This is a genomic window from Pseudophaeobacter profundi (genome assembly GCF_029697505.1).
Lineage (GTDB): Bacteria > Pseudomonadota > Alphaproteobacteria > Rhodobacterales > Rhodobacteraceae > Pseudophaeobacter > Pseudophaeobacter profundi.
Genome location: NZ_JARJEF010000006.1, coordinates 98478 through 124331, shown reverse-complemented (window position 1 = coordinate 124331; position 25854 = coordinate 98478). Strand labels below are relative to the sequence as shown.

Below are 25854 nucleotides of genomic sequence, written 5' to 3'. Positions count from 1 at the left end.
ATGGCGGGAGCAGTTTCCTTTCTTGGGGCTTCGCTGGTATCTTTGGCTGCGTGCGAAAAATGCAACGGATTGGACCATACGCCGCTTTATAAGTTTTTGCTGTCAAAGGTTGGGCAGGACTGGGACGATATCTATAGCGAAGCGGTGGCGTGGTTGGACAAGGATGAACCGATATTTCGGCTTGTCGCGCTGCAGCCAGAGGATGGCGAACGCTACGTGCGCACGGGGTAAAGCACCTATTTCAGCGGCCTGTTTGTGGGGGAAGACAATCGCCTTGCGCTGGTTGATCCCGAGCTTACGGTGGATCAGATGAAGCCCTGGTGCCCCTGCTGCACGCATACGCTTGACGGCGCGCGATTTACACAAAGCTTTGAAGGCGAGGATTGGGACCTGCCAAAAAACGAAACCCCGGCTCAATGAACCGGGGTTTTGTGTTTTCTGCTTTGAAAATGCGTCAACTAGCCCTGTAGGCTCTTCACTTCCACATCGCCTTCGGCCTGGGCCTTGATCGCCAGCGCCGCTGCATTCGAGGCTGCGGCGGTGGTGAAGTAGGGGATCTTGTCATAAAGCGCGACGGAGCGCATTTCCTTGCTGTCTTCCACAGCCTGTGCACCCTCGGTGGTGTTCATGAGCAGCTGCACATGGCCGTCTTTCAGCAGGTCCACCACATGCGGGCGGCCTTCATAGACCTTGTTGACAAGATCACAGGCGACGCCATGGCCTTCCAGCCATTTGTGGGTGCCACTGGTGGCCATCAGGGTAAAGCCTTGCTCGATCAGCACATTGGCGGCCTCGAGCATCGGGGCGCCCTTGTCGTCGTCTTTGATCGAGATAAAGGCACGACCCTCAGATGGCAGCACCATGCCGGCTCCCATCTGCGCCTTGAGGAAGGCGCGTGGGAAGTCGCGGTCCCAGCCCATGACTTCACCAGTCGAGCGCATCTCTGGCCCCAGAATGGTGTCAACGCCGGGGAAACGGGCAAAGGGCAGCACCGCTTCTTTCACCGAGAACCAGGGCATATCAGGATCGGCCAGGGTCATCGGGTCGGCCATTGGCGTGTCGACATCATAGCCGGCATCGGGCTTGTATGGGCCACGGTGCGGGAAGGCGGTGAGCTTTTCGCCGGCCATCACCCGCGCCGCAATGGAGGCGATGGCGCTGTCGGTGGCCTTGGCCACAAAGGGCACGGTACGGCTGGCGCGTGGGTTCACCTCAATGAGGAAGATCTCACCGTCCTTGATGGCAAACTGGATGTTCATCAGGCCGACAACATTCAGCGCCTTGGCCAGCGCATAGGTCTGGGTCTTGATCTCTTCGATCAGATCCTTGGACAGGGAGTAGGGGGGCAGCGAACAGGCACTGTCGCCCGAGTGCACGCCGGCCTCCTCGATATGCTGCATGATGCCTGCCACATGTACGTCGGTGCCGTCGCAGATCGCATCCACGTCCAGTTCAACCGCGCCAGAGAGATAGCTGTCCAGCAGCACCGGGCTGTCGCCGGAAACCACCACGGCCTCGGCGATGTAGCGGCGCAGCTGATCCATATCGCGGACGATTTCCATCGCCCGGCCCCCCAGCACGTAGGAGGGGCGGATCACCAGTGGAAAGCCGATTTCTTCGGCGATTTCCAGGGCTTGCTCATCAGTCGAGGCAATGCCGTTATGCGGCTGCTTCAACCCCAGATTGTTGACCAGTTCCTGGAACCGCTCGCGGTCTTCGGCCAGGTCGATGGCATCGGGCGAGGTGCCGAGGATTGGAATGCCTTCCTGCTCCAGCGCATTGGCCAGTTTCAGCGGGGTCTGGCCGCCAAACTGAACGATGACGCCATGCAGGCTGCCATTTTCCTGTTCAACCCGCAGGATTTCCATCACGTGCTCAAAGGTCAGCGGTTCAAAATACAGCCGATCCGAGGTGTCATAGTCGGTTGAAACTGTTTCCGGGTTGCAGTTGACCATGATGGTTTCATAGCCCGCGTCCGTCAGCGCGTAGCAGGCGTGGCAGCAGCAATAGTCAAACTCGATGCCCTGACCAATCCGGTTGGGACCACCGCCCAGAATGACAACCTTCTTGCGATCCGAGGGCCGCGCCTCGCATTCCACGTCGCCCATCATCGGGGCCTCATAGGTGGAATACATGTAAGGGGTCTGGGCCTCAAATTCGGCGGCGCAGGTGTCGATGCGCTTGAACACCGCAGTCACGCCTTTGGCAATCCGTGTATCGCGCACGGATTTTTCGCTCGCTTTGGTCAGGTTGGCCAGACGGGCATCGGTAAAGCCAAGCATCTTGAGGTGGCGCAGCGCCTTCTCATCGCTTGGCAGACCGTTGCTGCGCACCTCTGCTTCGGCTTCGACGATCTCGCGGATACGATCCAGGAACCAGGGGTCAAATTTGGTGACACCATGGATTTCATCATTGCTGAGACCGTGGCGCATCGCCTGGGCGATGGTGCGCAGCCGGTCCGGGGTCTGCTGGCTGATCGCCTTGATCACCGCGGCCTTGTCGGTGGCAATATCCCAGGTGCCGATGGTCAGACCAGGGATTTCGATCTCATCAAAGCCGGTGAGGCCCGATTCCATCGAGGCCAGCGCCTTTTGCATCGATTCGTGGATGGTGCGGCCAATCGACATGGCTTCGCCCACGGATTTCATCGCGGTGGTCAGATAGGGCTCGGAGCCGGGGAATTTTTCAAAGGCGAATTTGGGGATCTTGGTGACCACATAGTCGATCGAAGGCTCAAACGAGGCCGGTGTGACCTTGGTGATGTCATTGTCCAACTCGTCCAGCGTGTAGCCCACAGCCAGTTTGGCGGCAATCTTGGCAATCGGGAAGCCGGTCGCCTTGGAGGCCAGCGCCGAAGAACGCGACACCCGCGGGTTCATCTCGATGACCACCATACGGCCATCGGCAGGGTTCACCGCCCATTGCACGTTGGAGCCGCCAGTTTCGACGCCGATCTCGCGTAGCACGTTGATCGAATGGGTCCGCATGATCTGGTATTCTTTGTCCGTCAGCGTCAGCGCCGGGGCCACGGTGATCGAATCGCCGGTGTGCACGCCCATGGGGTCGATGTTTTCAATGGCGCAGACGATGATGGCGTTATCCGCCTTGTCACGGACCACCTCCATCTCAAATTCTTTCCAGCCCAGCAGGCTCTCATCAACCAGGATCTGATTGACCGGCGAGGCATCCATACCGGTGCGGCAGAAATGTTCATAGTCTTCGCGGTTATAGGCAACACCACCGCCGGTGCCGCCCATGGTAAAGGCGGGGCGGATGATCGCTGGCAAGCCGATATCTTCGAGCGTTTCCAACGCGATGCGCACACCTTCATTCAGGTCGGCCTTGCCGTCTTCCAGCTTGGGGGCGGTGACGATGGTGGCGCGGGGGTTTTCAATGCCCAGGCGATCCATCGCATCGCGGAACAGTTTACGGTCTTCGGCCATTTCAATGGCGTCGCGCGTGGCGCCAATCATCTCGACGCCAAATTCCGCCAGCACACCCATTTCTTCCAGCGCCAGCGAGGTGTTGAGTCCCGTCTGGCCGCCCATGGTGGGCAGCAGCGCGTCGGGGCGTTCTTTTTCGATGATCTTTGCAACCACTTCGGGGGTGATTGGTTCGATATAGGTGGCATCCGCCAGACCGGGGTCGGTCATGATGGTGGCCGGGTTGGAGTTCACCAGGATAACCCGGTAGCCCTCTTCCTTGAGGGCCTTGCAGGCCTGGGCACCGGAATAGTCGAATTCGCAGGCCTGCCCAATGATAATGGGCCCCGCACCAATGATCATGATCGACTGGATGTCGGTTCTTTTTGGCATGGGTAAGCTTCCTTCGTTATGTGCGAGCGGCAGGCCCGAGCGGTTTGCTCAGGTCGTTCAGAGATCGTTAGGCGAGTCGGGCAGCCCCAAGCGCCCAAATTGTCCTGCGTTATAGGGGTAGCGCAAAAAGGTGCAAGGGGGATCGGCGTTGCGCATCGAATTGCCGCTTTTATTGCTTTTGTTCGCATAGCGTACAGATATAAGCATCAGCAAGAGATTTGGCTGAATTCGGGGGCTGCGGCGTGCAAATTCGTTTTGATCAGGGGCCGCGTCTACAGGCGGCTATGGGGCAAGAGATGCTGTTTGCCGCGCCCCTGCGCATGATCCGGGCTGATTCTGTCGCCGAGGTTCCAAAAGCGCTGGCAGATCTGGAGACGGTGGGCCGTCAGGGCCATTGGCTGGCGGGCTATACAAGCTATGAACTCGGCTATGCGCTGGAGCCAAGCCTTGTGGCGCGTCTGCCGGTGAACCGGCGTCTGCCGTTGTTGTGTTTTGGGGTCTTTGACCCGCCGACCTGCGTTTCGCGCGCGAAACAATCGCCGCATCCGCACCATAGCGTTCAAAGTTCCACCGCAGGCCTGAGCGAGCTGCATCCGCGCTGGAATTTTGAACGCTATAGCGGGGCCTATAGCGAAGTGAACCGCGCCATTGGGGCAGGCGATATCTACCAGGCCAATCTGACCTTTCCGATTGATGCGGGTGTTGCGGGCCGTTCCAGCGATCTCTACGCGGCGCTGGCGGCGCGCCAGCAGGTCGGTCACGGCGCCCTGGTTCTGCAAGAGGGGTTGCCGGATCTGCTGTCGCGCTCGCCGGAGCTGTTCTTTCGTACCGATGCTGCGGGCCGGATCGAAACGCGGCCGATGAAAGGCACGCAACCGCGCTGTGCCGATCCGGTCGAGGACGCACAGGCCCGTGCCTTCTTGCAGCAGGACGCAAAGAATCGCGCCGAGAACCTGATGATCGTCGATCTGCTGCGCAATGATATCTCGCGCATCGCCGAGCTGGGATCGGTCTCGGTGCCGGAACTGTTCGAGGTCGAGAGCTATGCCACGGTGCATCAGATGGTCTCGACCGTGCAGGCGCAGCTGCGTCCGGGGGTCGGGCTGGGGCAGATATTGCAGGCGCTGTTTCCCTGCGGCTCTATCACCGGTGCGCCAAAAATCCGGGCGATGGAAATCCTGTCCGATCTGGAACCCTGGGCGCGTGATATCTATTGTGGCAGCATTGGCTGGCGGGCTCCGGATGGCAGTTCTGAATTCAACGTGGCCATTCGCACCTTGATGGTCGAAGAGGGGCGCGCCACCCTGAACGTTGGTGGCGGCGTTGTCTGGGACAGCACCGCCCAGTCGGAATATGAGGAAGCCCTATGGAAAGCCCGTTTTGCCCAGCTGACGCCATCGCCCAGGATGCCGATTTCCGCCTGATCGAAACCTTTGGTTACCGGGCTGGCTGCGGGATCAGGGGGCTGCAGCATCACCTGCACCGGCTGCAGCGATCAGCCAGGGTATTTGGCATTCCCTTTGACCCAAGGGCCCAGATGGCACCTTTGCAAGCGCTGCAGGCAGAAGAGGACCTGCGCTGCCGTCTCTCCCTGGCGGCAACTGGCGCAGTAGAGCTGAGCACGGTTCCGTTGCCACCCACGCCGCAGTCCTGGGTTGTTGCGCTGGCAAAACAAAGAGTCAGATCCGATGATGCCTGGCTGCTGCACAAGACCACCCATCGTCGGCTGTATGATGCGGTGCGTAATACTCTGCCTGCCGGGGTGGATGAGATGCTGTTTCTCAATGAAAGGGATGAGCTCTGCGAGGGCACGATCACGAATGTCTTTGTGACACTGCGCTCTGGTCGCCGGGTAACGCCGCCCCTTTCATCTGGCTTGCTGCCCGGCGTGCTGCGACAGCAGCTGTTGGAGGCAGAGCAGGTTTCAGAGCAGGTGGTCACGCTTCAGGACTTGCGGGATGCGCAAGCTGTCACCCTGGGCAATTCCCTACGGGGGGAGATCCGTGCGATCTTTTCCGGTGTGGTGGCGCCGTCTCGGTGATCCGGAATGCCGTCGGATGGTCCTGATGCTGGGCCCCAAAGCCCGACTGCGGGGCTGGTCCCCCGCCCGGCCTGGCCGGGGAACCAGCACGACGGGGGCAGTATATCTTCAGATTGCGGCGAAAACGTCGCGCTTTGCTTGACAAGCGCGCCGCAACCCTGTGTATCGGCCCAGACGAATTTTGCGCCGAATTCCCAGCGCCAACGCGCATATCCCGAATGACGGCCCGCCCAAAGACTAGACCCGCATACCGAAAGGTCACGCCATGCATGCCTATCGCAGCCATACCTGCGCCGAACTGAACAAATCCAACGTGGGCGACACCGTCCGCCTCTCCGGCTGGGTCCATCGTGTCCGCGATCATGGCGGATTGCTGTTCATCGACCTGCGTGACCATTATGGCATTACCCAGGTGATGGCCGATCCTGACAGCCCCGTCTTTGCCGAGATCGAAAAGGTGCGCTCCGAATGGTGTATCCGCATCGACGGCAATGTGCTGGCGCGCGACGCAAGCCTGGTCAATGACAAGCTTCCCACCGGTGAGATCGAGGTCTTCATCCGCGACATCGAAGTCCTGGGCAAAGCCGAAGAACTGCCGCTGATGGTCTTTGGCGAACAGGAATACCCGGAAGAAACCCGCCTGCGCTATCGCTACCTCGACCTGCGCCGCGAGAAGATGCAGGCAAACATGCTCTTGCGCTCCAACATGGTGCAGTCAATCCGCAAGCGCATGTGGAACAAGGGCTTCAACGAATACCAAACCCCCATCATCACCGCCTCCTCCCCCGAAGGGGCGCGTGACTTCCTGGTACCCTCGCGTCTGCATCCCGGCAAATTCTACGCGCTGCCGCAGGCGCCGCAGCAGTTCAAACAGCTGATGATGGTCTCGGGCTTTGACAAATACTTCCAGATCGCGCCTTGTTTCCGGGACGAAGACCCGCGCGCCGACCGCTCGCCCACCGATTTCTACCAGCTTGACCTCGAAATGTCCTTTGTTACCCAGCAGGATGTCTTTGATACCATCCAGCCAGTGATGCAGGGCGTCTTCGAAGAGTTCGGCGGTGGTCGCAAGGTTGACACAGACTGGCCGCAGATCTCCTACCGCGATGCGGCGCTTTGGTATGGCTCGGACAAGCCCGACCTGCGCAACCCGATCAAGATGCAGGTGGTCTCCGAACATTTTGCCGGTTCCGGCTTTGCCATCTTTGCCAAACTGCTGGAACAGGAAGGCACCGAGATCCGCGCTATTCCGGCGCCCACCGGCGGCAGCCGCAAGTTCTGCGACCGCATGAACGCCTTTGCGCAAAAAGAAGGCCTGCCCGGCATGGGCTATATCTTCTGGCGCAAACAGTCGCCGGACAGCATTGCCCAGGAGCGCGGCATCACCGTCAAAGAGGTCAACGCCCTGGTCAAATCCGGCGAGATCACCCTCGGCAGCGAGGCCGCAGGCCCCCTGGCCAAGAACATCGGCCCCGAGCGCACCGAAGCGATCCGCCAGCAGCTCGGCCTTGACGTGGGCGATGCCGCCTTCTTCCTCGGCGGCAAACCCAAAGCCTTCGAAGGCGTTGCTGGCCGCGCCCGCAACGTAATCGGCGAAGAACTGGGCCTCACCGACAAGGACCGCTTTGCCTTTGCCTGGGTTGTCGACTTCCCGATCTACGAAGCGGATGAGGAAACCGGCAAGATCGACTTCGAGCACAACCCTTTCTCGATGCCCCAGGGCGGAATGGAAGCGCTTGAGGGCAACCCGCTTGAGGTGCTCGGCTACCAATATGACCTGGCCTGCAACGGCTACGAGCTGGTCTCGGGTGCGATCCGGAACCACCGTCCCGAAATCATGTTCAAAGCCTTTGAAATCGCCGGCTACGGCAAGGACGAGGTTGAAAAACGCTTTGGCGGCATGGTCAATGCCTTCCAATATGGCGCCCCGCCGCACGGTGGCTGTGCTGCCGGCATTGACCGGATGGTGATGCTGCTGGCGGATGAGGCCAATATCCGCGAGGTCATCATGTTCCCGATGAACCAGCGCGCCGAAGATCTGATGATGTCGGCGCCAAGTGAGCCAATGTCTGAACAGTTGATGGAACTGGGCCTGCGGGTCATCCCCCAGGACCAGTAGGCCGCGTCTCGCGGTGGTCCCTGCAGCTCTGTAAAACGACGACACCCGGAAGGTTTCTTCCGGGTGTTTCTGCATCGACCTACCAGCGCCTCTCAGCAACAGTGGCATCGGGGTGCGCTTTGCCGACTTCATTTGGCCTGAAATATCCCGGGGGAGCGCCCGCCGGGCGCGGGGGCAGAGCCCCTATATTCAAACGCGGCAGGGCCCTCATAACTATCACCGGTCTTGGGCAAAGACGCGCATGGGCGGGAAGATGCGCAAGAGACCATGCAGTGGTGCAAAGCCTGCAAGTCGGGGGTAGCCTGTCAGTCAGGCCCTCTGGCTGACAGGCCCCCTCGCTGATAGACACTACGGCGCTCGGTGCTACAATACTGAACCATGTCGGGAGAATACGATGCCCTATGATCCTGAACTGGCAGCGATCCGCTTTGGCTGTGGGTTGTCGCCAGGGATCCCTGCGCCAGGATCGGCCGACCAGATGCTGGCGCAGTTGCAGGGGCCGGATCTGGCGTCGCAGCACTTTCCCATCGCGGGCGCTACAGCGGGCCTGGCGGCTGTGCAGGGGTTTCGCCAGATGCGCAAAGAGGCCCGGCGCAGTCAGGGCACGCCCGAGGGCGAGCAAAGCCAAGAGGCCTTTCGCCGCTATCGCCGCCGCCATTTGCAGCAGCGCGATCACTGGTTTCGCCAGCTGTTGTTGCGCCAGATCACCACCCGGGATGGCCTGCGGGAACGACTGACGCTGTTCTGGGCAGATCATTTCACGGCTCAGGGCAAAGGTCAGGCGATGCGGCCCCTGGGGTATGGCTATGTCGAAAGTGCAATTCGCCCGAATATAACTGGCAGGTTCGAAGATCTTCTCATTGCTGCCGTCACCAGCCCCTTGATGTTGCACTACCTTGATCAGACCCACTCTCAGGGGGCGCACAGCCAGGCTTCGCGGCGTCAGGGGGGGCGTGGCGGGCTGAATGAAAACCTGGCGCGCGAGGTGTTGGAGCTGCACACTGTGGGGGTGAACGGCCCCTATAGTCAGGCGGACGTTGGGCAACTGGCGGAACTGTTCACCGGGCTCAGCTATCGCGTCAAATCCGGTTTTGTCTTTCGCAGGGCCCTGGCCGAACCCGGCGCAGAGCAGGTGCTGGGCCAGAGCTATGGCGGCGATACCGCGGGGCTGGAGCCTGTGTTACAGGCGCTGCGCGATCTGGCCCGGCACCCGGCCACAGCCGATCACATTGCCTGGAAGCTGGCAGTGCATTTCACCCGCGACGCCCCGGACCCCGCCCTGGTGGCGGACCTTGCCGCCAGCTACCGCGACAGCGGCGGCCATCTCGGCGCGCTGTATGAACGGTTGTTGACCCATCCGCTGGCCTGGGAACCGGGGCTGCAGAATGTAAAACCCCCCTTTGATTTCATTGCCTCCAGTTGTCGCGCTCTGGCGCTGTCACCCGCTGCACTGTCCGGGCTGAACGGCAAGCGCATCCGACAGAGCTTTCTTGTGCCGCTGAAAGTCATGGGTCAGAACTGGCAGGCGCCGAGCGGGCCGGATGGCTGGGATGAGGCAGATGAGGCCTGGATTACCCCACAGGGGCTGTCAGCGCGGCTGCGCTGGTCTATGTCTGCCCCCAGCCGTCTGCTCGATACTCTGCCTGACCCCGACGCCTTTGCCCGCCAAAGCCTGGGCGCGCGGGCTGATGCGCAGGTGCGGTTTGTTGCATCGGCGGCCGAAACCCGGGCCGAGGCCATTGGTCTGGTGCTCTGTGCACCAGGTTTTCAACGGCGCTAGGCCCAAACGGGGCCGGTGCTACAAAAGGGAGATCGCAGATGACGCTCTCACGTCGTAAATTTCTTGCCCGTAGTGGCCTGTTGGGCTGTTCATTGGCAGCCAGCCCGCTGATCACCCCGATGAGCTTTGCCGCCGCGCCCTGGGATCGGCGTCTGGTGGTGATCATTCTGCGCGGCGGCATGGATGGGCTGGATGTGCTCAGGCCCTATGGTGATCCTGGCTTTGCCGGACTGCGCCCCGGCTTGTTGCAGGCCAAGAACGCGGATGCGGCGGGCGGGCTTGATCTTGATGGTTTTTTTGCGATGCACCCGGCGCTGGCACCGCTGATGCCCCTGTGGCAGCAGCAAGAGCTGGGCTTTGTGCAGGCGGTTTCTACCCCTTATCGCGACCGGCGCAGCCATTTTGACGGGCAGGATCTGCTGGAGGCGGGCACCATTGGACTGGGAGAGCGCCGCGATGGCTGGCTGAACCGGCTGTTGCAGGTGCAAACCGGGGTGGTCGCGCGCACCGCATTTGCCATTGGCAATGGCGATCTGCGGCTGTTGCAGGGGGCCGCGCCAGTGTCGGACTGGTCGCCGGATGCCGATCTGGCGCTTAGCCCGCAGGCGGAGCAACTGGCGACACTGATGATGCAGGAAGACCCGCTGTTTTCGGCGGCCCTGTCCGAAGCGCTGGCCCTGTCACGCGACGCGGCAGCGGCAGCGGCGGCGCCCGCCTTTGGGGGGCAAGCGGTCGACATGATGGCAGATATGGCAGCAGGCGCGATGGAAATGCCTCGCCCGGCCCCCGGCAAGCCGCATGTAAAGCTGGCCAGCTTTGCGGCGGAACAGTTGCGTGGGGATACCCGGATCGCGTCGTTCTCGCTGAATGGCTGGGACACGCACAACCGCCAGAAGGCATCTCTGAAACCGGCCCTGACACGGCTGAGTGATTGCATTTTAACGCTAAAACAAGAGCTTGGAGAAACTGTTTGGGACAAAACCGCAGTTGTTGCCATGACAGAATTTGGCCGTACAGTCCGCGAGAACGGCACCGGGGGCACCGATCATGGCACCGGGGGGGCGATGGTTCTTGCCGGGGGGGCAATCCGGGGGGGGCGCGTCTATGGGCGCTGGCCAGGGCTGGAGGAGGCGGCGCTGTATAATCGCCGCGATCTGATGCCCACGGGCGATGTGCGTGAGGCAACCGCCTGGATCATGCGGGGGCTGACAGCGACAGGCCAGAGGGATCTGGAAACCACAGTGTTTCCGGGGCTGCAAATGGGGCAGGACCCCGGATTTCTGCGGTAAAACTGGGGATTGGGTGCCCAGCCCGCCTGCCGATCAAGCGGCCCGCCAGCTGAGATAGCGCCAGACAGCAGCCGAATGAGAGGAACTGACACCAGAGTCCGTGGCGCCAATTTGCATTCGCGTGACTGGCTCTGCTTTTGTGGTGTCGCATGTCTTAGGTGCGCAAAACCGGTCCCCGGTGTTGCGCTACAGATTCTAGCGTTTCGTGGGGTGGATCAGCAAGGATTGCACGCTATCGGCTGCCCGAGCACGGTTGCGGCGGATGGCCCGGGCTGAATGTCGTGCTTGCAGGTAGAAAACAATGGCAAGGGTTGCCAGGGAAATGACAAGAACTTCCAGCATGATTAGATGGCGATCTTTTGTTCCAGTCGTTTATGCACCAGTCCGGCCATCAGCGCAGCATCACTGGCAACAGGGCGACCTTCCGACCGGGCGCGGGCCAAGTCTTCTGCGGCCTTGGCCAGGGGGGCATCGCCAGCGCTGCGGGCAACACCACCGACAAACTGTGCCAGATAATCCAGGGTTTTTTCTTCGCCCCTGTTGGTCAACAGGTCCGCCGCATGGGCCATGTCATCCATAAATGCAAGGAGATCTGGCTCTATGGTTTCAGCGCTAACCTGACGAGGACCGCTAGGTTGGTCGTCACAGGGAAGGCGCGACAGGATGGCGTTTTGAAAACTCGCGAGTGAGGTGATCGGCTTGGCGATGAAGCCATCGGCACCAGCCTTGAGCGTGGCCTCTTCGACGCCTTCATCGCCGGAAATGGCGAGGACAATCCGGACCCTTGGGCGCGCAGCGTTCATTTCTCTGATGAGATCCAGACCAGAGCCATCTGGCAGGCCAACATCCGTGATCACCACCGAGGGGCGGTAGACCTGTAGGTGACGGCGGGCAGATTTCAGGCAATCGGCACGTCGAATACGGGCGCCACTGCGCAGGCAGAGCAACCGCAGTGCCTCGCAGGCATAGCGACTGTCTTCGACGACCAGAATGGTCAGCCCCAACAGGGGGCGGCGGGCATTTGGCAATCTTTGGGCGGCAGCAAACAGTTCCGAATCGTCCATTACTCATACTCCTTCCGCGATACACAGGCTGACGCTATAAATTATTGGCTAATTCAAAGTTAACAGCGTCCAGCCGTGGCAGAGAGTGGGGCAGGGCGCAGACAGCGGCACAGGGCGCAGTTTGGCGGGCAGGGATGGCACGGGCGCGGTGGAACCCCGCGTGATATGGCGACCTGGGCGCATTGGCGCACTTGCACTGGCTGGCGGCACTTGTGCATATGGCAGCATAACGCATCGCCAAGGAGAAGCCAGATCATGATTGGACGCCTGAATCACGTCGCCATTGCCGTTCCCGACCTAGAGGCCGCATCGGCGCAGTATCGCAGCACGCTTGGTGCCAAGGTCGGCGCGCCTCAGGATGAACCTGATCACGGGGTGACGGTTGTCTTTATCGAACTGCCAAACACCAAGATCGAACTTCTGTATCCGCTTGGCGAAAACTCTCCTATCAACGGCTTTCTGGAAAAGAATCCGGCCGGGGGCATTCATCACATCTGCTATGAGGTCGACGATATCCTGGCCGCGCGTGATCACCTTCTGGCGGAAGGCGCGCGGGTACTGGGCGGCGGAGAGCCGAAGATCGGCGCCCATGGCAAGCCGGTTTTGTTCCTGCACCCAAAAGATTTCAATGGCTGTCTGGTGGAACTTGAACAGGTTTGACATTAGGTAGGTCCTGCTCTGACTGAGGGGCAGCATGCACGTAAGGAAGATGCACAATGGCGATTACATCCGGTTTGGTTTTGTTCGCGGTGATCTGGTTCATGACCTTTCTGGTCATCATCCCGATCCGCATTGAAACACAGGGCGACAAGGGGGTGATCGCACCCGGCACCCATGCGGGCGCACCCGAAAATCATTATCTCAAGCAGAAGGCGCTGATCACCACCGGTGTTTCCTGTCTGTTGTGGATGCTGATTGCCGGCATCATTTTGTCCGGGGTGATCAGCGTCAATGATTTTGACTGGTTTGATCGCCTGCCAGACCCTGTCTAAGCCGAGATGGACCGGGGTCGCTGTAATCTGACAAATCAGTAACCTGACAAACGAAAGACCCGGCGCCACAGGCTATGTGGCTGCCGGGTCATTGTTTTTTGGGTGCTTGCTTTGGCGTGTCGGCGTTTCAACCCTGGCGCCACAGGGCATGAAACAGGTGGGTAAAGGTCGCCGCGCCCAGGATCGGGATCACCAGATTGACCAGTGGGATCGACAGCGGCATGGCCATCAGGATGCCGGCCCCCCAAATCGTGCCCTGATGCCTGCGGCACATCTTGCGGGCCTCAACCGGGCCGACGCGGCGGCTGGCGGCCAGGGTGAAATATTCCCGCCCCAGCAAGAAACCGTTCAGGGCCCAAAAGATAAAGGGCGCGGCGGGTGGGAAGATGACATAGAGGATCAGCGCCAGAATATTGGCCCCGATCAGCACCCCCAGAAAATTCATCGTATCCTTGACCGCTTCCCAGATGGGAATAGCCGCGACCTCTGGAAGGTGGGGGAAATGACGGTCTTCTACCGCCTGCGCCACCTCGTCCAGAAACAAAGAGGTAATGGCCGAGGCCACCGGCACCATCAGGAAGACCGATAAAAACATCATCAAAATGACAGAGCCGATGGAAAACACATCATCCAGCCAGGTAACGGACCCAATCAATGGCAGGGTAACGCTGGACGCGGTCAGCCATTGCACCAGCCCCAGAAACCCAAGGGTGGCGCCAATCAGCAGCGCCAGCGTCAGTCCGACACCAAGGAACAGAACCCGGCGAAACCGTGGGTCGCCCATTTGGCCAAGAGTTTTGAAAAACGCATCAAATATCATGCCGACATCCAGGTGGTCAGCTCTTCAAGATCCGGGCGGGGGCGTTCCGGTGGGATGGCGCCCTGGGTGGCGATATGGATGATCCCGGCGATGCGCTCGTTTTTGGCGAGGTTAAAGCCTTCCTCGCAGAACTGGCGGTCATGGCTGGCCCAACCTGACAGCCAATTGGCCCCCCAGCCCGCCGCCAAAGCCGCATTCAACAGTGCCAGGCAGACTGCCCCAGCGCTGTAGCTTTGTTCGATTGCTGGAATTTTTGCGCTTTCTTTCTGCACCTCGATCACCGCCACGGCCAGATGCCCCAGCTCGAACTGGCTGCGGCCCTTGGCAATATCCTCTGGTGATTTGCCCAAACGGGCGCCAGCCTGGCTGGTCAGATCGGCGAGGCGCGCCATGGCCGCCTTTTCGATCACCACAAATCGCCAGGGTTCCAGTTTGCCGTGGTCGGGGCTGCGGGCCGCAGCCTGCAACAGCGGTGCCAGCTCTGCGCGGCTGGGGGCGGGTGCGATCAGTGTCTTTGCCGGACGAGAGCGCCGCGACAGCAGGAATTGGAGGGCAGGAGCATTGGGTTGGGTCATATGTAAAGCCTTTTTACATCAATGAGCGTAATTTCGGCATCTATAGGCGGAAATTCAAGAGGAGGGGAGCGCAGTTTCTGTGCAACCCGTCAAGAGGACCCGGCAGCAGCCTGGGACGCGGCAAAAATCTCTGGTCATGGGGGGGCTTTGCAGGCATCCCTTGCACATGGGAAAGCCAAAGAAGAAAGACCTGCCGGATCTGTCGCATCTTGCGGTCAGGGATGGATTGATTGCCGTGAAGGTGGTGCCAAAGGCGGCGAGGAACGCCCTGACCGTGGCGGATGGCCTGATCAAGGTTGCGGTGACGGCCGCGCCAGAAAATGGCAAGGCCACCGAGGCGGTGCGCCAGCTCTTGGCTCGCGCCATGGGGACGGCCAGCTCCAACCTGGAATTGCGCCGGGGTGCCACCTCTCGCAGCAAGGTTTTTGTCTATATCGGTGCAGAGCCGCGCTAGCGCATGTTGCGCAACTCAAACATGCGAAATCAGATGGGCAGGCATGCGGCCTGACTGCACATGGTTGCGACAAGCGCTAGACCAGATCTGATCTGTTTTGCGCCTAGGGCTTGTCTGTCACCAGTCGATAGACGCCTTCGGGCAGGTCCAGGGCGGCTGCAAGGTCTCGCACCTGAGTATAAGAGAGGGTGATCTTTTGCACCTGATCGGTGCGCGCATCCAGTTGTTCAATCGTCACACATTCTGCAAAGGCATTGAGTGTAATGTCTTCTTGCAGCGGTGTTACCCCTTCATCCAGCAAGGTGACGGTGGTGCAGTCAAAGTCATGTTCGATACTAAACATGGCTTATAGGGTGCCCCCATTTCCAAAGACTTGCAAGGCCATAGCGGGGCTGCCACAAGGTTCCCCAGATTGGGCCGGTGGGGTACAATGCCGCGAACTGTGATTGTACCCCAGGCTCAATGCGGCTTATGATCCATGGCAGCAGCAGGGAACCCGATATGCGCCGTCCAATTTCCAAACTGGCTCTTGCCGTCACCGTTGCGTTTCTGGCGGGCTGCGGCATTGACATTGATGCGCCCCCTCCCGGTTCAGCGGGGGGTGGGGGATCGGTGGCGCCGCAGCTTGCAGGCATGGCCCCGGCGCAGGCGCGGCAGGCCTTTGCCACGGTCAGCCGCAGCGTGGAACCGGTTGCTGAACGCAGCTGCCGCGAGTTGTCCAAAGGGGTGAACTGCGATTTCCTGATCCGGATAGAGCCGAACCCGAATGCGCCGCCAAACGCCTATCAAAGCCTTGATAAATCCGGGCGGCCGGTGATCACCTTTACCCAGTCGATGCTGGGACAGATTGCCAACCGCGATGAACTGGCCTTTGTCATGTCGCATGAGGCGGCGCATCACATCCGTGGCCATCTGGCGCGTCAGCAGCAAAATGCAGTTGCGGGGGCCGTTTTGCTGGCGGGCCTGGCAAGCCTTGCGGGGGCTACGGCGGCAGATGTGTCGGCGGCTCAGGACATTGGGGCCAGTGTTGGCGCGCGCAGCTATTCAAAGAATTTTGAGCTGGAGGCCGATGAACTGGGTACGCTGATCACCCACAAGGCCGGGTATCGGCCCAGTGTTGGCGTGCAGTTCTTTTATCGTCTGCCCGATCCGGGGGATCGCTTCTTGGGCAGTCATCCCGCCAATCCCGACCGGGTGCGCGTGGTGCAGCAGACCATTCAACGCTATGGTTTGAACTAAACCTTCACTGTGACAAAACGGATGCCCCCAGATGACCTCGACTGACACCCCTGCCATTCCGCTGACCCAGCTGGGGGTGGTTCTGACGGATCGTGGCTCGCGCTATGCGGTGACGGGCGCGCCTGTGACATCGCGCGGGCAGGTCGATCAGGTACTGGCCGACCTGAAACAGGATCGCAGCTACGCCAAGGCAACGCACAACACCTGGGCGGCCCTTTTGCCGACAGGCGGGCTAAAGGCGGATGATGGCGAAAGCGGCGCGGGCATGGTGATCCTGCGGATGCTGGAACGTGAAGACCTGCGCGATCACATTATCATCGTGACCCGCTGGTACGGCGGCAAGAAGCTGGGTGGCGATCGGTTTCGCCGGGTGCAGGACGCGGTGCGCGCCTATCTGGAACACCGCGCGGGATAAGTGGCCTTTGGCCTGTCTCTGCTTTCTGTGGCGTGCTTTCCGGCGCTGTCCGCGCTGGCGTTGATCTGCATCAAAGCAAGTGTTCCCCTTGGTGCTAGGTTGTTTTCCAGCCATCACAGACGGAGGAAAAAACATGCCTGACCTTCCAACACTCACGCGACATGCAGCCCTGTTTGATGACATGGGGCAGGCCCTTGGGCTGGATCTTCAGGAAGAGGCCATTTCCGGGCGGCTGCAGTTTGATGAAATCTGCGAGGCGGTCCTGCGGTGCGGTCGCTGTGCCCATCCAAACTACTGCGCGGCACAGCTCGCGCGGGGGACGAATAGGCTGGCTGTCGCACCCGACTATTGCCGCAACCGTGATCTGCTGGGGTTCCTGAAAGAGGCTGTCGCCTGATCCGCTCGGGCTGCTCTGATTGCCGCCACTCTCCACGGTAAAGGAACTTTGACATGCATCCGCTTGGGGAGCCAATGCAGCATCTTCATCTCTTGGCCCGGATGGGAAAGGCCCTGGGCGTAGATCTGACCGAAGCCTTTCACCGGGGCGAGATCAGCGCCGAAGACTGGGCTGGGATGATCACCTCTTGTCGTGGATGCGATGCGCCAGAGGGCTGTAGAAGATGGCTGGACGCGCAGGAACGGGCCAGGGGCGCACCATCTGCGGTTCTGCCATTGGGCCAGTGCAGCAACGCTGCGCGCCTGTTGCATCTGCGCGACGGATCCCGCTAGCGGTGGCAATCCATGACAGCGCGGTCAGCGCCCCTGTACCCAGAACATACGCTGCCAGAGCATATCTATTCCGGGATGCATCCCCAAAGGTCATATTCGCCAGCCTCGTCCACCTCGACCGTCACCAGATCGCCGACCGATAGCCCATCGGTGCCTTCATCAATGAACAGGTTGCCGTCGATTTCCGGCGCGTCAGCCTTGGTGCGGCAGGTGGCGATGCCGTCTTCGTCGATATCGTCGACGATGACCTGCATGGTCTGACTGACCTTCGCCTGCAGCTTGGCTTCTGAAATGGCCTGCGCCTTTGCCATGAAGCGTTCCCAGCGGTCTTGCTTTACCTCGTCGGCCACATGATCGGGCAGCGCGTTCGAGCGCGCGCCAGCGACGTTTTCGTATTTAAAGCAGCCAACCCGATCCAGCTGCGCCTCATCCATCCAGTCCAGCAGGTGCTGGAACTCGGCCTCGGTTTCGCCGGGGTAGCCGACAATAAAGGTGGACCGCAGGGTGATGTCGGGGCAGATCGCGCGCCAGGCGGCGATTTCGGTCAGGGTTTTGGCGGTATGGGCGGGGCGCGCCATGCGTTTCAGCACATCCGGGTGGGAATGCTGAAACGGGATATCCATATAGGGCAGCAAGGCATTGTCCGGGTCGGCCATCAGCGGGATCAGGTCGCGCACATGCGGATAGGGATAGACATAGTGCAGCCGGATCCACAGTTCATCCGCCGGGGCCAGCTTGCCCAGCTCGCGCGATAGATCCAGGATATGGCTGCGGACCTCTTCGCCGTTCCACGGGTTCACGTCGTATTTGCGATCCAGCCCATAGGCCGATGTGTCCTGGCTGATCACCAAGAGCTCGCGCACGCCGGCCTTGACCAGCTTGTCGGCTTCGCGCAGCACCGCATGGGCCGGACGCGAGGCCAGACGCCCACGCATATCGGGGATGATGCAGAACTTGCACTTGTGGTTGCAGCCTTCCGAGATCTTCAGATAGCTGAAGTGGCGGGGCGTCAGCTGCACGCCAGTGGCAGGCAGCAGATCAATGAATGGGTTGGGGTCGGCCGGCACGGCGGCATGGACCGCATCCAGCACCTGTTCGTATTGATGCGGGCCAGTGACGGCCAGAATACGTGGGTGATGTTCGCGGATGTAATCGGGTTCAGCCCCCAGACAGCCGGTCACGATGACCTTGCCGTTTTCCTTCAGAGCTTCGCCAATGGCTTCCAGGCTTTCAGCCTTGGCACTGTCGAGAAAACCGCAGGTGTTGACGATCACCGCATCTGCGCCTGCGTAGTCTGGCGAGATGCCATAGCCTTCGGCGCGCAGCCGGGTGAGAATCCGTTCGCTATCAACCAATGCCTTGGGGCAGCCAAGAGAGACCATGCCCAGGGTAGGCTGGCCCGCGCGGGCAGGCTCTCCCAGGATGGCTTTGGGGGCGAGGTCGGGGCGAAGCTCTGGCGGATTGCTGGTCATGGCTGCGCATATAGTACGGGCGGGCGCCTTTGGGAATGGAGGATTTGCATGCAGGCTCGGTGATGCCTCTGCGGTCTTTGTGCCGGGATTGGCCCCACAGGGCGGGGCAAGCGACGCAAAAGCCTTGCATTGCCGCATTGCACCTGCTGTGGCTTGCGCTAATCTGTTTGAAATCAAGGGGCAGGAGCAGAGCATGCGGTGGATTTTTCGGATATTGAGCGCATTGGTCGCGACGGCGTTGCTTCTGGTTGCGCTGGTCTTTGTGTTGCCGGGAGAGAAAATCGCTGGTCTGGCTGCGGATCAGATCGAGGCCCAGACGGGCCGACGCCTGACATTTCTTGGGGATGTGCGCTTTACGCTTTGGCCGATTCTCGGGGTGAAATCCGAGGCGGTCACCCTGTCCAACGCGGACTGGGCCGGGCCAGAGCCGATGCTGACCGCTGAACGCCTGTCGATTGGGATTTCGGCCTCTGATCTTTTGCTGGGTAAAGTCCGCGTTACCGAGGTTTCGGCGCTATTGCCGCACCTGAACCTGAGCGAGCGAGAGGATGGCCTGGGCAACTGGGTGTTGGAGGGCCGCGGCGCTGCGGCCCCTGCGGGCAGCGGGGGGCAGTCGCAGAGGCAGCAGGCCGACATTCCCGCTATCAGCATCGAAAAACTGACCCTCGCCGGGGCCTCTGTGCGCTATCGCCCGCACCAGGGGGCACCAGTTGAACTGTCGGCGATGGATCTGGTTTTGAACTGGCCGGACCCCAGTGGCACCGTCAATGTGGATTTGAACTTCCTCCCGCTTGGGGCACCCATGCGTGTACAGGCCGAGGTCGGCACCTTTACCTCTTTCCTGAGCGGCAATGTCGCCTCGGTCGGGGCCACGGTTTCGGCGGATGGTGGTATGCTGCGCTTTGACGGGCGGGCCGATCTTACCGGGGCGGCAACCGGGCGGATCACCGCCAAGGCGACAGATACCAGCGCCTTTCTCGCGGCCTTTGGTCAGGCTGGTATCACCCTGCCACGCGGTCTGGGTCAGGCGCTGAGCCTGGGTGCGGATGCGACCTATACCACAGACGGCCGCCTGGCCCTGCGGGATATGGCGTTGGATCTGGATGGCAACCAGTTGCAAGGGGCGCTGGATTTGACCCTGACGGAGGTGCCGCAATTCACCGCGCAGCTGAACGGCACGCATTTGCAGGTGCCGGGGCTTGCGCCTGTAGCGGCCGGGGGCGGATCCGGCGCGCCCTCCGGTAGCGCGGCGGCCAGTTCTGTCGGCTGGTCAAAAGAGGCGATAGATGCCGCGGCGCTGGGGCTGGCCAATGGCACGGCAGTGCTGAGCTTCAAGAGCCTGAATGCGGCTGGCTATGAGTTGGGGGCCAGCAAGCTGTCGCTGACCCTGGATCGGGCGCGCGGGGTGCTGAAATTGCAACCGGCGGTGCTGTTTGATGGGCTGGTGCAGGGGCAGGTGGTTGCCAATAACCGCAATGGGTTCTCGACGGGTGGCAAGCTGAGTTTTAGCGGTATCCGGTTGGAAAAGGCGTTGGACCAGGTCGCAGGCTATGACCGGATGAACGGCGAAGCGCTGGGCGAGCTGGAGTTTCTTGCCTCTGGCAACACGGTGGATGAGCTGATGCACTCGCTTTCGGGCAAGGGCTGGCTAGAAGTCAACAAGGGCTTCTTTTCGGGCTTTGACCTTGAGGGGCTGATGCGGTCTGGCAAGGGCAATGGCGGCAGCACGGTGTTTGACCAGTTGACCGGCAGCTATGACATCGCGCAGGGGAATATGCGAAATGATGATCTTCTTGTGACACTCAAGGGGTTGCGGGCCGAGGGGGCCGGGCGGATCGGACTGGGGGCGCGGGATCTCGACTATCTGTTTTCACCCACGATTGCCGGGGTGAACGGCGGCAATGGTTTGACCATTCCCGTTTCGATCACCGGTCCCTGGGCCGACCCCAAGATTCGGCCTGATCTGAAAAACGCGCTGCAACCGCAGATCGACGAGGTGGAAGCCGAAGCCAAGGAGCGCCTGCGTGAAAAGCTGAGCGAAGAGCTGGAAACAGAGATCACGCCAGAGCAGGACCTGAACGAGGTAATCCGCGACCGTATCGAGCAGGAGGCCAAGGATCAGTTGCAGCGCCTATTGCTGGGCGATTGATACGGGGAAGCGCGCCCTGTTACATTGGCCCGCCTGGCGGCGGGACCGATCAAGCAAAAGGGCCTGCCGTTCGGCAGGCCCTTTTACGATTGGAGACCCTGGCTGAAGAGCGATGATCAGCAGATCGGATCAGATGGTTTGATCGTAGTCCCCGACCAGGGGTTCGCTACGGACCACTGCGTCGATATCGGCAAAGATAGCGCGCATTTCTTCTTCACTTTCTGAACTTTCGCAGACCACAACCAGGTTTGGCGTATTGGAGGAGGCCCGCACCAGGCCCCAGGAGCCATTGTCGAGGATCACACGGGCGCCATTGACGGTGACCACCTCTTTGATGGCGCGCCCGGCGATGGTTTCTTTGGCGGCGTGTTTGGCGACCAGTTTTTCGACCAGGCGGTCCAGTACGGTGTATTTTTCCGTGTCGGCGCAATAGGGCGACATGGTTGGGGTCGACCAGGTCTTGGGCAGCGCCTTGCGCAGGTCCGACATCGACATTTCCGGGTTGCGGTCCATCAGTTTGCAGATCTCAACCGCAACGCGCATGCCACAGTCGTACCCGCGGCCTATGGGCTCGGCCAGGAAATAGTGGCCGGATTTCTCAAAGCCCGCCAGCGCGCCGATTTCTTTCACCCGGCGCTTCATGTGGCTGTGGCCGGTTTTCCAGTAATCTGCTGTCACGCCGTTTTTGATCAGTTCCGGATCTGAGGCAAAGAGCCCGGTGGATTTTACATCGGCCACAAAGGTCGCGTTAGGGTAGATCTTGCTGAGGTCGCGCGCCATGATGACGCCAACCTTATCGGCAAAAATCTCTTCGCCCTCGTCATCCACCACGCCGCAACGATCACCGTCGCCATCAAACCCCAGCGCCATATCGGCCCCCGAGGCTTTGACGCTGGCAGACATATCATGCAGCATTTCCATGGCTTCGGGATTGGGGTTGTAGTGGGGGAAGGTGTAGTCCAGCCTGTTGTGGCTGGGCACCACTTCGACGCCGATCCGTTCAAACAGCTCTGGCGCAAAGGCCGAGGCGGTGCCATTGCCGGTGGCGCAGACGACCTTGAGCTTGCGGGTCATTTTGAAATCGCCCACCAGATCGTCAAGATAGGCCTCTTTGACACCATCGACAAATTCGTAAGAGCCGCCTGCGCGGGCCTCGCCATCGCCGTTCAGCACGATATCGCGCAGTTCCGACATTTCGTCCGGGCCATGGGTGAGGGGGCGTTCAAAGCCCATTTTAACACCGGTCCAACCATTGGGATTGTGGCTGGCGGTGACCATGGCGACCGCAGGCACGTCCAGGTGGAACTGGGCGAAATAGGCCATGGGCGACACCGCCGGGCCGATGTCCTTGACCTGAATGCCCGCCTGCATCAGGCCCAGAATAAGCGCCTGTTTGATCGCCAGAGAATAGTCGCGGTAATCATTTGCAACGGCGATGACCGGGGGAATGCCCCGGCGATGCATCTGGGTGCCCAGGCCAAGGCCAAGCGCCGTCATGCCGGGCAGGTTGATTTCTTCGGGGTATTTCCAACGGGCATCATATTCACGAAAGCCGGTGGGGGTAATCATCGGGTCACGCAAAAAATTCCAGGTGTTTGGCTGCACCGGAGAGCTTGGTTTCTTCATCTTAAAAAAAATCCCTTTTGGGCTCAAATATGTATGGGGTTGGCTTTGGCGAGCGCATCAAAGGCCATCAAGGTCTCGATAAGTTTCGGCATCTGATCGAGATAAATCATGTTTGGCCCGTCGCAGGGGGCATTGTCCGGATCCTGGTGGGTTTCCATAAAGACCGATGCAATGCCAGTCGACACTGCGGCGCGGGCCAGGACCGGGGCAAATTCACGCTGGCCGCCCGATGCACCGCCAAGACCGCCGGGCTGGGCCACGGCATGGGTGGCATCCATCACCACCGGATACCCGGTGCGCGCCATTTCCGGCAGGCTTTGCATATCGACAACCAGACGATTGTAGCCAAAAGAGACGCCGCGTTCGGTCAGCATGATGCGGGTATTGCCGGTGCTTTCGATCTTGGCCACGACATTGGGCATGTCCCAAGGGGCCAGAAACTGGCCTTTCTTGACATTGATTACGGCACCTGTGTGCCCTGCCGCGAGCAAGAGCGAGGTCTGGCGGCACAGGAATGCCGGGATCTGCAGGATGTCGACCACGGCTGCAACGGGGGCGCAGTGCTCGGCCTCGTGAATATCGGTGAGCACAGGCACGCCGATGGCATCCTTGACGGATTGCAGCACCTCCAGCCCCTTGTCGAGGCCAAGCGCAGGCTTGGCATTGATCGAGGTGCGGTTGGCCTTGTCGTAAGAGCCCTTGAAGACATATTGCGCCCCGGCCTTGTCACAGGCTTCTTTCAGGGTGCCCGCAATCATCTGGGCGTGATCTGCGCTCTCGAGTTGGCAGGGGCCAGCCAGAATGGTCAGGGGGCGATCATTGCCAATGGAGAGGTCGGCGACTTGGATGTTTTTCATGACTTACGATGAAACCTGTTCCCGGAGAATGGATGCTGTGAGTGAACACAACAGATAGATACCGGAAAAGATCAGGAATGCCAAAATCGTATTTTCAAACTTGCGCGGATACGAGGGTTCCTGGCTTGCGACGGGGGCAACAGCGGTGGTCAGATACCGTACCTGGCGGTTGGCCTCCATACGGGTTGATTCCACTTGCTGCAAAGCCGATTGCAGCATCAAATCGCGGGTGGCGAGGTCGGCCTGGGCCATCTGGATTTGCACCCGTGAATTGGCCAGCGAATTTTCGCCTTCCGAGGCATCGGTCATGCGGTCATTCAGTCGATTGATCACCACAGTCAGGCGCGCGATATCGGCCTCGACACCGTCGACCTTGGCGCGGTTGGGGCGGGTATTGTCCATCAGGGCGGCCAGTTCCAGCTCTTTTTGCTGCAACTGCACCTCAAAGGTGTTTATCTGCGAGCGCAGCGACAGGATGACGCCTTCAGGATCCAGCACCGTGCCATCTTGTTGCAGCTCGACCAGGCGGCGCTGGGCTTCGCGGCGTTTGGTTTCGGCCAGCACCAGGGCGGCTTCGGATTCGCGCACCTGATCCGCGCGCTTTTGTTCCGACAGGTGGTTCACTTCTTCCTGGGCATAGGAAATCAGGCGACGGGAAAAATCAGCCGAGACCTCGGGGTCGGCGGCTGAGACCTCCATGCGGACCACGCCTTCGGTGGGATCATAGCCGATTTTCACGTTGCGCTTGTAGGTTTTATAGGCCTGCTCATTGGTTGCATTCGGATCCAGCCGCTGGATCGGGTCGATCCAGTCCTGGGAAAAATGGGATTTGAAGCCGATTTCATCATCCAGGCGCAGCATGGCGCCCTTGGATTCCAGGTAGCCTTGTACCGCGATGGAATCCTGGCTGGTGGCAAACTGGGTGCCGCTCAGCAAGCCACTGACAGCGCCGGCACCATCAGCCTTTAGCACCAGAAAGGCGGATTTGGTCGCATACATCGGAGTGGCGACAACGTAAAAGAAATAGCCGGTGATCAGGGTTGGCAGCATGACAAAAAAGGCCAGGCGCCCCATCAACAGAACCAGTTTACGACGGCGTCGTCTGGCGATATCTTGCTGAATTTCCTGAATTTCCCGGTTGCGTCGTTCTGCCGGGCTCAGATCGGTTGAGGGCAGATTGGTCTTGGCTGTCGGCACGGTCTGGGGCAGTTGTACCCGGCTGTCACCACCGGGGACACCGTCTGGCTTGGCCTTGTTTTGCGGCACCACCAGTTCCAGCATGTTGGCATGCTTAAAGGGGTCAATGCCCTTTTCGCGCAGCAGCCGCACGGCCTCAAAATCCGAGGTCGCCGGCAGGTTATGCTTTTGTGCGACGCGGCGTGCCATGCGCAGTTGTCGCCCCGTCAGCCCCTCGCTTCGGATCGCATCCATGTTGGTTTCCAGCTGGGTTTCACGGGCGGAACTGACCTCACCTGACAAGGCGCCCCCCGGTTTTGGCGCGGCCTTAGCCTTGTCGGATCCAGACGCTGCCCGGCTGGCAGAGCCGCTGACCTGCGCGGCATCGGACGGTATCGCCTCAGCCTGCCGAGAGCTGGCCGGGGCCATCTGGGCAGAGGCGCTGGCAGCGTCAGCACTGCTTTGGGCACTCGGCGCTGGGACTGCGCGTGCAGCTGCTGGTTCTGTCGCGGGACTGCCCCCCGCGGTTGCGGGGTTGCGGCGAATTCTGAACTTTTTAGCCTTGGGTTTGATAGTCATAGAGCTGTTTCGCTTCTTCCAAGGTTTCAAACTGATTTAATTGCCCGTCCAGCAGTACAGCCGCCGAGCGGGCAAATTTTTCCAAGGTCTTCGCCTGATGCGAGACGATGATGATGGTGGTGGTCTGCAAGCGTTCCTGCAGGATCGTGCCAGCCTTTTTGTTGAACTCCACATCGGTGGTGCTGGGCATGCCTTCGTCGATCAAGTAGATGTCGAAGTCCAGAGCCAGCATCAGCGAAAAGCTGAAACGGGCGCGCATGCCTGAAGAATAGGTGCCAATGGGCTGGTCGAAATATTCGCCCAGACCACAAAGCCAGCGGCAATAGGCTTCGACATAGTCGGGGTCCAGACCGTAAAGATTGGCGATATAGCGTGCGTTGGCCAGGGCAGACAGGCGGCTGACAACCCCCCCCATGAAGCCAAGCGGAAAAGAAATCTTGCAGCCGCGCCTGATTTCGCCCTCATCCGGTTTTTCCAGCCCGGCCATCATATTGATCAGGGTTGTCTTGCCCGTGCCATTGGGGGCCAGGATGCCAAGAGATTTGCCCAGCTCAACCCGAAAAGACGCCTGGTCGAGGATGACCTTGCGCTGGGTTCCAGTCCAGAAGGACTTGCTGACATTTTCAAATTCAAGCATCGTTTGTTCCGGTTGGTGCTGGTGGT

At 60.3% G+C, this 25854-nt stretch carries 24 protein-coding genes; 14 read left to right on the top strand and 10 right to left on the bottom strand.

Going from position 1 to position 25854, the window contains the following annotated elements:
* Window positions 1–231, top strand: a complete 231-nt coding sequence (locus P2081_RS11565; protein ID WP_278923025.1) for a hypothetical protein — start codon at window positions 1–3, stop codon at window positions 229–231.
* Between the two features lie 227 nt (window positions 232–458).
* Here P2081_RS11565 and carB read toward each other — a convergent pair whose 3' ends face one another.
* A complete protein-coding gene (gene carB, locus P2081_RS11560) occupies window positions 459–3815 on the bottom strand; it encodes a carbamoyl-phosphate synthase large subunit (RefSeq protein ID WP_278923024.1) in 3357 nt (1118 codons plus the stop codon).
* Window positions 3816–4057: 242 nt separating this feature from the next.
* Here carB and P2081_RS11555 point away from each other — a divergent pair, with 242 nt between their 5' ends.
* From P2081_RS11555 to P2081_RS11535, 5 genes are all read left to right on the top strand, one after another.
* Window positions 4058–5239, top strand: a complete 1182-nt coding sequence (locus P2081_RS11555) for an aminodeoxychorismate synthase component I (protein ID WP_278923023.1) — start codon at window positions 4058–4060, stop codon at window positions 5237–5239.
* Window positions 5182–5856, top strand: coding sequence for an aminotransferase class IV family protein (locus P2081_RS11550; protein WP_278923022.1), 675 nt, complete (start codon window positions 5182–5184; stop codon window positions 5854–5856). The genes P2081_RS11555 and P2081_RS11550 overlap by 58 nt, the downstream gene beginning before the upstream one ends.
* 265 nt (window positions 5857–6121) lie before the next feature.
* Entirely contained in the window at window positions 6122–7975 is a 1854-nt protein-coding gene (gene aspS, locus P2081_RS11545; RefSeq protein ID WP_278923021.1) for an aspartate--tRNA ligase, read from the top strand.
* A 394-nt stretch (window positions 7976–8369) separates the two neighbouring features.
* Window positions 8370–9755 (top strand): DUF1800 domain-containing protein, encoded by a 1386-nt coding sequence (locus P2081_RS11540; RefSeq protein ID WP_278923020.1) that lies wholly within the window; start codon window positions 8370–8372, stop codon window positions 9753–9755.
* A 38-nt stretch (window positions 9756–9793) separates the two neighbouring features.
* Window positions 9794–11044 carry a DUF1501 domain-containing protein gene (locus P2081_RS11535; protein WP_278923019.1) on the top strand — a complete coding sequence of 417 codons (1251 nt, stop codon included), beginning with the start codon at window positions 9794–9796 and terminating at the stop codon, window positions 11042–11044.
* Window positions 11045–11388: 344 nt separating this feature from the next.
* On the opposite strand, the gene P2081_RS11530 is transcribed toward P2081_RS11535, so the two are convergent.
* The gene (locus P2081_RS11530; protein WP_278923018.1) at window positions 11389–12108 is read right to left on the bottom strand and encodes a response regulator; all 720 of its coding nucleotides are present in this window, start codon (window positions 12106–12108) and stop codon (window positions 11389–11391) included.
* Window positions 12109–12363: 255 nt separating this feature from the next.
* On the opposite strand from P2081_RS11530, the gene mce reads away from it, so the two are divergent.
* Both mce and P2081_RS11520 read left to right on the top strand, forming a co-directional pair.
* Window positions 12364–12768, top strand: a complete 405-nt coding sequence (gene mce / locus P2081_RS11525) for a methylmalonyl-CoA epimerase (RefSeq protein WP_278923017.1) — start codon at window positions 12364–12366, stop codon at window positions 12766–12768.
* Window positions 12769–12824: 56 nt separating this feature from the next.
* Entirely contained in the window at window positions 12825–13100 is a 276-nt protein-coding gene (locus P2081_RS11520; RefSeq protein WP_278923016.1) for a DUF1467 family protein, read from the top strand.
* 127 nt (window positions 13101–13227) lie between these two features.
* Here the strand turns inward: P2081_RS11520 and P2081_RS11515 are convergent, their stop codons facing one another.
* Window positions 13228–13920, bottom strand: coding sequence for an EI24 domain-containing protein (locus P2081_RS11515; protein WP_278923015.1), 693 nt, complete (start codon window positions 13918–13920; stop codon window positions 13228–13230).
* Window positions 13917–14495, bottom strand: a complete 579-nt coding sequence (locus P2081_RS11510) for a nitroreductase family protein (RefSeq protein ID WP_278923014.1) — start codon at window positions 14493–14495, stop codon at window positions 13917–13919. The genes P2081_RS11515 and P2081_RS11510 overlap by 4 nt, the downstream gene beginning before the upstream one ends.
* Window positions 14496–14661: 166 nt before the next feature.
* On the opposite strand from P2081_RS11510, the gene P2081_RS11505 reads away from it, so the two are divergent.
* The gene (locus tag P2081_RS11505; RefSeq protein WP_278923013.1) at window positions 14662–14949 is read left to right on the top strand and encodes a DUF167 domain-containing protein; all 288 of its coding nucleotides are present in this window, start codon (window positions 14662–14664) and stop codon (window positions 14947–14949) included.
* Window positions 14950–15052: 103 nt separating this feature from the next.
* Here P2081_RS11505 and P2081_RS11500 read toward each other — a convergent pair whose 3' ends face one another.
* Window positions 15053–15292, bottom strand: coding sequence for a DUF8831 family protein (locus P2081_RS11500; RefSeq protein WP_278923012.1), 240 nt, complete (start codon window positions 15290–15292; stop codon window positions 15053–15055).
* 158 nt (window positions 15293–15450) lie between these two features.
* Here P2081_RS11500 and P2081_RS11495 point away from each other — a divergent pair, with 158 nt between their 5' ends.
* From P2081_RS11495 to P2081_RS11480, 4 genes are all read left to right on the top strand, one after another.
* Window positions 15451–16188: a M48 family metalloprotease gene (locus P2081_RS11495; RefSeq protein WP_278923011.1), complete on the top strand. Its 738-nt coding sequence runs from the start codon at window positions 15451–15453 to the stop codon at window positions 16186–16188.
* Between the two features lie 31 nt (window positions 16189–16219).
* On the top strand, window positions 16220–16603 hold the full coding sequence (locus P2081_RS11490; RefSeq protein ID WP_278923010.1) for a YigZ family protein: 384 nt from the start codon (window positions 16220–16222) through the stop codon (window positions 16601–16603).
* A 133-nt stretch (window positions 16604–16736) separates the two neighbouring features.
* Window positions 16737–17000 carry a DUF6455 family protein gene (locus tag P2081_RS11485; RefSeq protein ID WP_278923009.1) on the top strand — a complete coding sequence of 88 codons (264 nt, stop codon included), beginning with the start codon at window positions 16737–16739 and terminating at the stop codon, window positions 16998–17000.
* Between the two features lie 53 nt (window positions 17001–17053).
* Complete coding sequence (locus P2081_RS11480) at window positions 17054–17332, top strand: DUF6455 family protein (RefSeq protein WP_278923008.1); 279 nt, start codon at window positions 17054–17056, stop codon at window positions 17330–17332.
* A 65-nt stretch (window positions 17333–17397) separates the two neighbouring features.
* Here the strand turns inward: P2081_RS11480 and rimO are convergent, their stop codons facing one another.
* The gene (gene rimO / locus P2081_RS11475) at window positions 17398–18804 is read right to left on the bottom strand and encodes a 30S ribosomal protein S12 methylthiotransferase RimO (RefSeq protein WP_278923007.1); all 1407 of its coding nucleotides are present in this window, start codon (window positions 18802–18804) and stop codon (window positions 17398–17400) included.
* Between the two features lie 193 nt (window positions 18805–18997).
* Between rimO and P2081_RS11470 the strand changes: the two genes are divergently transcribed.
* On the top strand, window positions 18998–20953 hold the full coding sequence (locus P2081_RS11470; protein ID WP_278923006.1) for an AsmA family protein: 1956 nt from the start codon (window positions 18998–19000) through the stop codon (window positions 20951–20953).
* Between the two features lie 129 nt (window positions 20954–21082).
* On the opposite strand, the gene P2081_RS11465 is transcribed toward P2081_RS11470, so the two are convergent.
* From P2081_RS11465 to P2081_RS11450, 4 genes are read right to left on the bottom strand one after another with little or no spacing between them, the layout of a single operon-like run.
* Window positions 21083–22579 (bottom strand): phosphomannomutase/phosphoglucomutase, encoded by a 1497-nt coding sequence (locus P2081_RS11465; RefSeq protein WP_278923005.1) that lies wholly within the window; start codon window positions 22577–22579, stop codon window positions 21083–21085.
* Between the two features lie 23 nt (window positions 22580–22602).
* Window positions 22603–23436, bottom strand: coding sequence for a 3-deoxy-8-phosphooctulonate synthase (kdsA, locus tag P2081_RS11460; protein ID WP_278923004.1), 834 nt, complete (start codon window positions 23434–23436; stop codon window positions 22603–22605).
* Window positions 23437–23439: 3 nt separating this feature from the next.
* Entirely contained in the window at window positions 23440–25191 is a 1752-nt protein-coding gene (locus P2081_RS11455; RefSeq protein WP_278923003.1) for a KpsE/RkpR family capsule polysaccharide export protein, read from the bottom strand.
* A complete protein-coding gene (locus P2081_RS11450; protein WP_278923002.1) occupies window positions 25169–25828 on the bottom strand; it encodes an ABC transporter ATP-binding protein in 660 nt (219 codons plus the stop codon). Before P2081_RS11450 ends, P2081_RS11455 begins: the two co-directional genes overlap by 23 nt.
* Window positions 25829–25854 lie beyond the last annotated feature (26 nt).